The organism is Micrococcus sp. HSID17227, from assembly GCF_003989405.1.
GTDB lineage: Bacteria > Actinomycetota > Actinomycetes > Actinomycetales > Micrococcaceae > Micrococcus > Micrococcus luteus.
In genome coordinates this window covers 1-8,629 of record NZ_RBLN01000080.1, presented here as the reverse complement: position 1 = coordinate 8,629, position 8,629 = coordinate 1, and the positions used below count along the sequence as shown (strand labels likewise).

General features: G+C 75.3%; 9 protein-coding genes and 2 pseudogenes. All 11 read right to left on the bottom strand.

Translation table 11 applies throughout. From position 1 onward, the window contains the following. Nucleotides 1-1,671: ATP-dependent helicase (locus D8M29_RS05985; RefSeq protein ID WP_148111529.1), on the bottom strand; the 1,671-nt coding region annotated here is incomplete at its 3' end. After that, nucleotides 1,659-2,567 carry a PD-(D/E)XK nuclease family protein gene (locus D8M29_RS05980; RefSeq protein ID WP_255420490.1) on the bottom strand — a complete coding sequence of 303 codons (909 nt, stop codon included), beginning with the start codon at nt 2,565-2,567 and terminating at the stop codon, nt 1,659-1,661. The genes D8M29_RS05985 and D8M29_RS05980, both read right to left, overlap by 13 nt. A gap of 3 nt (nt 2,568-2,570) precedes the next feature. Continuing rightward, nucleotides 2,571-2,816 (bottom strand): annotated as a pseudogene (gene crtX / locus D8M29_RS13950) (C50 carotenoid glucosyltransferase CrtX); the annotation flags it as partial. Further along, nucleotides 2,813-3,364 carry a hypothetical protein gene (locus tag D8M29_RS05975; protein ID WP_174233308.1) on the bottom strand — a complete coding sequence of 184 codons (552 nt, stop codon included), beginning with the start codon at nt 3,362-3,364 and terminating at the stop codon, nt 2,813-2,815. The pseudogene crtX and the gene D8M29_RS05975, both read right to left, overlap by 4 nt. Nucleotide 3,365: 1 nt before the next feature. Continuing rightward, the gene (gene crtYh / locus D8M29_RS05970) at nt 3,366-3,722 is read right to left on the bottom strand and encodes a C50 carotenoid gamma-cyclase subunit beta CrtYh (protein ID WP_020626542.1); all 357 of its coding nucleotides are present in this window, start codon (nt 3,720-3,722) and stop codon (nt 3,366-3,368) included. Continuing rightward, entirely contained in the window at nt 3,719-4,108 is a 390-nt protein-coding gene (crtYg, locus tag D8M29_RS05965) for a C50 carotenoid gamma-cyclase subunit alpha CrtYg (protein ID WP_127435514.1), read from the bottom strand. The genes crtYh and crtYg overlap by 4 nt, the downstream gene beginning before the upstream one ends. Then, on the bottom strand, nt 4,078-4,962 hold the full coding sequence (locus tag D8M29_RS05960; protein WP_127435515.1) for a prenyltransferase: 885 nt from the start codon (nt 4,960-4,962) through the stop codon (nt 4,078-4,080). Before D8M29_RS05960 ends, crtYg begins: the two co-directional genes overlap by 31 nt. After that, on the bottom strand, nt 4,959-5,438 hold the full coding sequence (locus D8M29_RS05955; RefSeq protein WP_238693337.1) for a hypothetical protein: 480 nt from the start codon (nt 5,436-5,438) through the stop codon (nt 4,959-4,961). The genes D8M29_RS05960 and D8M29_RS05955 overlap by 4 nt, the downstream gene beginning before the upstream one ends. After that, on the bottom strand, nt 5,350-6,879 hold the full coding sequence (gene der / locus D8M29_RS05950) for a ribosome biogenesis GTPase Der (protein WP_238693336.1): 1,530 nt from the start codon (nt 6,877-6,879) through the stop codon (nt 5,350-5,352). Before der ends, D8M29_RS05955 begins: the two co-directional genes overlap by 89 nt. Next, a complete protein-coding gene (cmk, locus tag D8M29_RS05945) occupies nt 6,876-7,607 on the bottom strand; it encodes a (d)CMP kinase (protein WP_127445846.1) in 732 nt (243 codons plus the stop codon). Before cmk ends, der begins: the two co-directional genes overlap by 4 nt. Before the next feature lies 1 nt (nt 7,608). Then, nucleotides 7,609-8,511: pseudogene (locus D8M29_RS05940) on the bottom strand (prephenate dehydrogenase); the annotation flags it as partial. Nucleotides 8,512-8,629: the final 118 nt, after the last annotated feature.

Below are 8,629 nucleotides of genomic sequence, written 5' to 3'. Positions count from 1 at the left end.
CCGCCCACCGGCGGCCCGCTGGGCCCGCAGCCGCGAGACGAACCGGGCGCGCTCCTGGAGCACCTCGAGGTCGGCCACACCGATGCGCCAGCGCGGGCCGGTGAGCAGGCGGACGAGCTGGTCGCTGCGCGTGGGGTCGGCCAGCACGTGGAGGACGGCGAGCACCTCGGCGACCTCCGGCAGCGCCAGCAGCCCGGAGAGCCCGAGCACCTCGTAGGGCAGGCCGGCGGCGTCGAGCGCGTCCAGCACGGGGCCGAACTGGGCGCGGGTGCGGCACAGGACGGCGCGGCTCGGGGTGGTCCCCCCAGGCCCGGACCCGGTGAGGGCGCCGAGGCGGGCGACGACGTCGGCGGCCTCCTCCTCCGCGGTGACGAACCGGTCCACCCGGACGACGCCCTCCCCCGCGCCCGGTCGGGGTCGCAGGGTGCGCACCTCCACCGGCGCGCCGCCCGCCGCGGCGGCGTGGGCGTTCAGCGGCGCGGCGACGGCGTTGGCGACCGCCAGGATCGACTCCTCGTTGCGCCACGCGATCGTCAGGTGCGAGACGTCCGCGTTCACACGCCGCGGGGCGCCGCCGGGACCGGTCTCCAGCCGGGGGAAGGCATGCGGGAAGGCGAAGAGCTGTCCGGCGGAGGCGCCGCGGAAGCCGTAGATCGACTGGTGGGGGTCGCCCACCGCGGTGACGCAGTGCCCCAGCCCGGGCGCGTCGTCCTCGGGGCCGCGCGGGCCGAACAGCCCGGCGAAGATCCGCATCTGGGCGTGGGAGGTGTCCTGGAACTCGTCCAGCAGCACCACGGGGAACCGCGCGCGCTCCTGCTCGCCGGCCGCCGGCACCTCGACGGCGATGCGCGCCGCGTGGCGCAGCAGGTCGCCGAAGTCCATGACGTCCTGCTCGCGCTTGACCTCGTCGTAGCGGGCCACGAGGTCCGCCATGAGGGCGCGGTCCGCCAGGCCGGTCAGGAACTCCTGGATCTCCTTCGAGGGGGTCTTGGCGCGCGGGGGCAGCGGCAGGGCGCTCCCCTGCTCGGCCAGCCGGGCCAGGAACCCGCGCACCTCGTCCGCGGTCACCAGGTGCTCGGCCATGTCCCCGGCCAGCCGCAGGGCCTGTGTGATGAGCCGGGACGGGGCCACGCCGAGGGTGTCCGCGACCACCGGATGCGAACGCACCACGGCGCCCATGAGCCGGTGGGCGTCCGCGCCCCCCAGCAGCCGCGCCTCCGGTTCCACGCCGATCCGCAGGCCGTGGTCCCTGACGAGCGCGCCCGCGTAGGAGTGGTACGTGGACACCGAGGCGCGGCCCAGGTCCTCGGGCTCCCCGTCGAAGCCGGGGATCTCGAGGCCGGAGCGCAGCAGGGCGTCCACGCGCCCGTTGATCCGCTCGGCGAGCTCACCGGCCGCCTTCCGGGTGAACGTGACGCCGAGGACCTCGTCCGGGCGCACGAGCCCGTTGGCCACGAGCCACACCACGCGGTCGGCCATGGTGGCGGTCTTGCCGGATCCGGCGCCGGCCAGCACCAGGCGCGGAGTGAGCGGGGCGGTGACCACCTCGGCCTGCTCCTGCGTGGGCGGGGGCAGCCGCAGCCGCGCCGCGATGTCCTCCGGGGAGTGGACCGCGTCCTCGACGCGCGGACGATCGGTCTGGGCGGCGGGATCGCCGGTCAGCGGGGCCATTCGGTGACCTGCCTTCCTTCGGAGCAGAGCGGACAGACGGAGGGCAGCGCGCACCGGCGGGCGCCGGCCTCGTGGAGGGCGAGGAAGCGCGGCCCCGTGGTGCGGCGGGCCGCCGTGAACACCTGCTCGAGCGCCCAGGTGTCCTCGTCCTCGAGGGCCGGCTGGTCCTGCACCTTGGTCTTCTGGGTGCCGGCGCCGAGCTGGACGAGGGCCGCGCCGGCCGGTGTCGTGGGGTGCTCCAGGCCGGCGAGCGCGGCGCGCAGGGCGGGGTCCGTGGCGGGGTCGTCCCGGACCTGCTCCAGACCGCCGGCGCGGACGGCCACCTGATAGGCGGCCAGCTGGGGCTGGCGCGCCATCTCCGCGCCGGTGGGCGCGCTGCGGCCGGTCTTGAGGTCGGCGATGAAGGGTCGGCCCTGCGCATCCGCCTCGAGCCGGTCCACGACGCCGGTGATCCGGACGGTGGTCCCGCCCCAGGTCAGGTCCGCGAGGAGCCGCACCTCCTGGGCCACGGGCCGACGCCCGGCCGCCCGGGCGATGCTCCAGTAGCCGATGTAGGCGTCCACCAGGCCGCGGGCCCGGTCGTGCTCGATCTCCGTGATCCAGCCCTCCGGCAGGCCGAGTTCGGGCAGGCGGCGCTCCAGTTCGGCGCGCACGTCCTCGGGCACGCCCTCGGGGTGGTGTTCGGCCACCGAGTGCACGAGCGTGCCCACGGACTGGGCGAGGGTTCCGCCCGCGTTCGCGCCGACGTGGTACAGCACCCAGTTCAGCGGATTGCGCAGGGCCGTCTCCACGCGGGAGGGCGAGAGCGCGACGACCTCGCGCTCCGGGTCGACGAGCGCGGCCTCGGTGGACAGCGGCAGCAGGCCCCACCAGCGTCGGGGGTCCGCGACGGTCACGCCGTCCTCGGCGAGGACCGCCAGGCCGGCGGCCGCCGCGGCCGGGACCCCGCCGCGCGGCTCGTGCACCACCCGCGCGCCGGCGGCGCGGGCGAGCACCGCCGAGTCGTCCACGCAGCCGTTGTCCACCACCACCACCTCCAGCGCCGGCCGGCTCTGGGCGGCCAGCAGGGCGAGACACACGCGCAGGTGCTCGGCGTCATCGAGCACCGGGACGACCACGGAGACCGTGGGGCGGGCCGGGGTCACCGGATGCGCTCCCGGCGCACGGCGAGGGCGGCGCCGATCCCGGCGCCGACGAGATCGGCGGCGAGGTCGCCGATGGTGTCCGTGTGGCCCACACCGATCTCGGGGGTCACCGCCGTGTGCCCCCACCATTCGGCCAGCTCCCACACCACGCCCAGGGCCACGGCGGCGGCCGCGATCCCCAGCCCGGCCAGGCCCGGGCCGAGCAGGGCCACGGCCTGCCCGGCCTCGGTCCCCCGACGCCGGAGCCATGCCCCCACCACCAGTGCCGTCAGACAGGCGACCACGGCGGAGGCGGCGGCGTGCACGAGCAGGTCCAGCCACGGCACCCGCGGGTAGAGGCCGATGACGCTCAGCCACCCGGCCAGCAGCAGGACCGCCTGCGCGGCCCAGTCCAGGGCGCCGCCCGGGGCGAGCCAGCGGGTGAGCCACTGGGAGCCGAACACGAGCAGCATCGCCGCCGCGGACGGCCATCCGGCGTGCACCGCCGCGACCGGGACGAGGATCAGGCCGAGCGCGCGCAACAGGTCTGCGGGGATCAGCGGCAGCATGTCAGCGATCGTCCGGGTGGGGGCGGCGTCCCGGCCGAGGGCCGCGCCGACCGGCACGACCACGGCTCGTCAGCAGCAGCCAGAGCGCCGGCAGCAGCAGGGCGGAGCCGAGCGGGTAGGCGAAGTCCTCCACGGGCGCCTGGCCCACGTAGGCACCCACCAGCAGCTCATGGCCGTAGTCGAAGAGCCCCGCGGCGATCATCACGTTGTCGAAGACCGCCGTGAGGGCCCACAGGGCCACCAGGGTGGCCGCCACGGCCCGCAGGTGCTCGCCCCGCACGCGGCCGACGAGGGCGGCGCCCACGAGCACGGCCAGGGCGAAGCCCACGAAGACGAGGACGAGGTCGAGGAAGGTCACCGGCTGCCCCCGTCGGTCGGATCGGCCGGCGTCGCGGCACGGGCGTCACCTCGCCGGCCGCGCAGCAGGCGCAGCGCCCCGGTGAACAGCACCATCGTGATCTGGCTGAGGAAGAGCAGGAAGAACCCCTCCTCCAGGGGCAGCTGGGGGGCGAGCATCACCCCGGTCATGTAGGGCGACTGCCGGTGCAGGAACACGCCTTCGGCGATCCCCCACAGGTCCCAGGCGAAGAAGTAGGCCACCCCGGCGGCCAGCACCAGCAGCGCCGGGAGCGGGCGATGCCACAGGAACAGCTCGAAGCGCCGGTCCACCAGCAGCATGCAGCCGATGACACCCAGCAGGGCCAGCAGGTAGATCATGCCGCCGCCCCCCCGGTCAGCGCCCACCCGATCAGCAGCAGGGTCACGAGGAAGCCGGTCACGTAGTTCAGCGGAAGGAACAGCTGCCAGCCGCGGTGGGCCGCGCCCGAGGTGGCGTCCGTGATGCGGCGGAAGCGCAGGGTGTTCACCACGTAGGGCACGGCCAGCAGCGCCGCGAGCGGGCCCGGCGGGTCGGTGGCCAGCAGCAGAAGGCCCGCCGCCGCGTACAGGCCGGCGGCGAGCAGGACGGTGCGCCGAGCGCCCAGCACGGTGGCCACCGAGGCCAGGCCCCCCTCCCGGTCCGGCACCACGTCCTGCACCGCCCCGAACATCTGCGAGGCCATGCCCCACAGGAAGAACGCCCCCAGCAGCGCCGCCAGGGCGGGCGTGGGGGTCGCCCCGGCCAGCGCGAGGCCGTAGACCGCGGGGGAGACGAAGTGGGTGGCGGAGGTGGCGGCGTCCAGGAAGGGCCGCTCCTTGAACCGCAGCCCCGCCCAGGAGTACGCCACCACCGCGAACAGGCTCACCGCGAGCACCAGCACGGCGGCCCACTCGCCCCGCACGGCGGACCAGCCCGCGAGCACGGCCACGAACGGCACGGGCAGCAGCACCGACCACGCCAGCACCCGGCGGCGCACCGCGGGGTCGCCCAGCACGGAGCCCTCCACACCCCCCTTGCGGGGGTTGCGCAGGTCCGAGGCGAAGTCGAACACGTCATTGATGCCGTACATGGCCAGGTTGTAGGGCACCAGGAAGAACACGACGCCCAGGACCACCAGCCACGCGGGCAGCCCCCCGGTCAGGATCGCGGCGGCGGCGAACGGGTAGGCCGTGTTCACCCAGCTGACCGGCCGGGACGCCCAGAAGAGGGTGCGGATCATGTGCCGCTCCCCCCGGGGCCCGCGGGCCGGGCCCTGCGCGCGTCGTGGCGCAGTTCGTCCCGGACCACTTCGGCGGAGATCAGGCACATGGGCACCCCGATTCCCGGGCGCACCGAGGAGCCCGCGTACATCAGGCCGGCCACGTCCGCGTCCCGCACCGAGGGGCGGAACATGGCCGACTGCGCCAGCGTGTGCCCGGGGCCCAGCAGCGAACCCCGCCAGGCGTGCACGTCCGCGGCGAAGTCACCGGGCCCGTAGGTGCGCCGCACCACGATGCGCTCGGCCAGGTCGGGGATCCCGGCCCAGCGGGCCAGCTGATCGAGGGCCCGGTCCGCCACGGCCTCCACCTGGGCGTCCCCGGCGCGGTCCACCCGCCAGCTCTGGCCGTCACGGACCCGGATGCCGCCGCGCCCCCACCCCGGCTCGGCGGGGGCCGGGACGAGGATGAAGAGGTTCTCGTCGCCCTCCGGGGCCACGCCCGGGTCCGTGGCGGAGGTGCGCGAGACGTAGATCGACGTGTCCGCGGCGAGGTCCTCCCCCCGCTCGATGCGCCCGAAGTTGTCCTCCCAGTCCGCCGCGCAGCGGGTGCGGGTGGGCCGCCACGAGCTCGCCGAGGAACGCGTTGAGCTTGCCCGTGGGGATGCGGGTGTCCCACGAGTCCAGGGCGAGGTCCAGCGCGGGGACGAGACGGTCCTTGTGCCAGCCGGTCTTCGCGGAGATGTTCACGCGCGGCGCCCAGGCGACGTGCGCCAGGTCCCGGTCGATCTCCTTGGCCAGCTGGTGCCGGCGGTCCTCATCCACCTGGTCCCACTTGTTGAACGCGATCACGAGGGCACGCCCGGAGTCCAGCACCATCTGGAGGATGCGCACATCCTGCTCCGAGATCACGTGCGGCGCCTCGAGCAGCACCACGGCCACCTCGGCGCGGTCCAGGGCGGAGGCCGTGCGCAGCGACGCGTAGTAGTCGGCGCCGTGGGCCATGTGCTGCCGTCGACGGATGCCGGCGGTGTCCACGAAGCGCCACAGGCGTCCGCCGAGCTCCACGAGCTCGTCCACGGGGTCGCGCGTGGTGCCGGCCAGGTCGTCCACCACCACGCGGTCCGAGCCGGCCAGCTTGTTCAGCAGCGAGGACTTGCCCACGTTCGGCCGGCCCACGAGGGCGATCCGGCGCGGGCCGCCGCGCGGCACGAGACCTCCGTGGGCGGACTCCTCCGGCAGCGCCTCGAGCGCGGCGTCCAACAGGTCCGCGACGCCGCGGCCGTGCACCGCGGACACCGGGTACGGGTAGCCGAAGCCGAGCGACCACAGGGTGGCGGCGTCGGCCTCCTGGACCATGTCGTCCACCTTGTTGGCGGCCACGATCACGGGGCGGTCCTTGCGGCGCAGCATCGAGACCACGGCCTCGTCCGTGGCCGTCATGCCGACGGTGGCGTCCACCACGAACACGACGGCGTCCGCCACGTCCACGGCCAGCTCGGCCTGCTCGGCCACGCGACGGTGGATGCCCTTGGCGTCGTGCTCCCAGCCGCCGGTGTCCACCACGGTGAACTCGCGGCCGTTCCACTCGGCGTCGTAGGAGACGCGGTCGCGCGTCACGCCGGGCACGTCCTCCACGACGGCCTCACGACGGCCGATGATGCGGTTGACGAGCGTGGACTTGCCGACGTTCGGCCGGCCCACGACGGCCAGCACGGGCGGCACGGGCGCGTCGACGTCCTCGTCCGGCCCGAGCTGCCACGCGTCGAGGAGGGCGGCGTCGTCCTCCTCGAGCTCATAGTCGGCCAGGCCGGCGCGCAACGACGCGGCACGCGCCTCGGCCTCCTCCTCGGTCATGGCGGCGAGCCGCTCGGCCACCTGATCGTCGCCGGCGGGGACGAACTCGTCCTCACCGGAGCGGTGCTGGGGGTTCTCGGTCATCGTCGGCCTCCCTTCACGGCCGGGATGCCGGCCTGGTCCTCGACGGCGGCCAGGACGGCCGCCACGGTCTGCTCGAAGTCGAGCTCGGTGGAGTCCACGAGCGCCACCCCGTCGGCGGGGCGGTCGAACGTGGACACGGTGGCGTCGCGGGCGTCGCGCCCGGCCACCTGACGGTGCAGCGTGCCGGCGTCGACGCCGGTCTCCCCCGCCGCGGCCAGCTGGCCCGAGCGGCGGGCGGTGCGCACGGCCTCGGACGCCGTGAGCAGCACGCGCGCGTGGGCGTCCGGGGCCACCACCGTGGTGATGTCGCGGCCCTCGGCGACCATCCGGCCCGCGGCGGCGATCGCCGCCCGCTGGCGACGGTGCAGCTCCTCGCGCACCGGGATCACCACGGCGACGGTGGAGACCGTGTCCGTGACCTCGGGGCCGCGGATCGCCTCGGTGACGTCCGTGCCGCCGACCCGCACGGCCTCGACGTCCGGGGCGGTGGACTGGTCCAGGTCCATGGCGACGGCGGCCGCCGCCACGGCCTCCGCATCGGCCAGGTCGACGCCCTCGTTCAGGCAGTGCCACGCCACGGCGCGGTACATGGCGCCGGTGTCCAGGTACGCGGCGCCGAGACGCCGGGCCACGGCCTTGGACACGGACGACTTGCCCGAGCCCGAGGGGCCGTCCACCGCCACCACGAGCGGCGCGGGTGCGACGTCGTCGCGGGTGTGCTCGGTCATCTCAGACCACCTTCCATCCGGCGGCGGTCAGCGCCGCCACGAGTTCGTCCCTGCGGCCGGGCAGCACGGAGATCTCCACCATGCCGACCCGGTGGCCCGAGGCGTGCTCGAGCCGCAGGTCCTCCACGTTCACGTCCGTGCGGCCGACCTCGTCGAGGAGGGCCGCGATCTGCCCGGGGGCGTCGTCCACGATCACCGTGACCACCGCGAACGCCTGCGGCGGCGCCCCGTGCTTGCCGGGCACCCGTGCCCGACCGGCGTTGCCCTCGGCGATCAGCTGCGCCATGTCCAGCCGCGCCCCGGGGGCGGAGGGGTCCTCCAGGGTGCGGATCAGCCGGTCCAGGTCCGCCCGCAGCCCGTGCAGCGCCGGCACGATCCGCCCGGCGTTGCCGGAGAGGATCTGCACCCACAGCTGCGGGTCCGACGCTGCGATCCGGGTGGTGTCCCGCAGCCCGTTGCCGGCCAGGGCGAGCGCCTGGTCCGGGGTGTCCTGCAGGCGGGAGGCCACGAGCGAGGCGGCGATCTGCGGCAGGTGCGAGATCAGCGCGACCGATTCGTCGTGGGCGCGGGCCGCCATCCGGTACGGGGTGGCCTGCAGCGTCCGCGCGAGCGCCCGACCGGCCGCGAGGGCGCCCGGGTGCGTCGTGTCCGTCGGGCACAGCACCCACGGCGCCTGCGTGAACAGGGTGCCGCGGGCCGCCACGGGACCGGACCGCTCGGAGCCGGCCATCGGGTGCGTCCCGAGGTACCGGTCGGCGTCCTGCGGGGCCAGGCGGCCGTCGTCGACGGCAGCGCGCACGCCCGCGGCGACCGCCTCCTTCACCGAGGCGATGTCCACCACCACGGCCGCGGGCCAGCGGCGCAGCGAGTCGACCACGACGTCGGCGGTCACGTCCGGCGGCGCATCCAACAGCCGTGATCTGCAAGACCTCTCCTCACTGATCGGGGAACGCGACGAGTTCACCGACAGTGTGACCTTGGGCGACCACGGCACCCGGTCCAATCAACGCTCGGTCAGACGC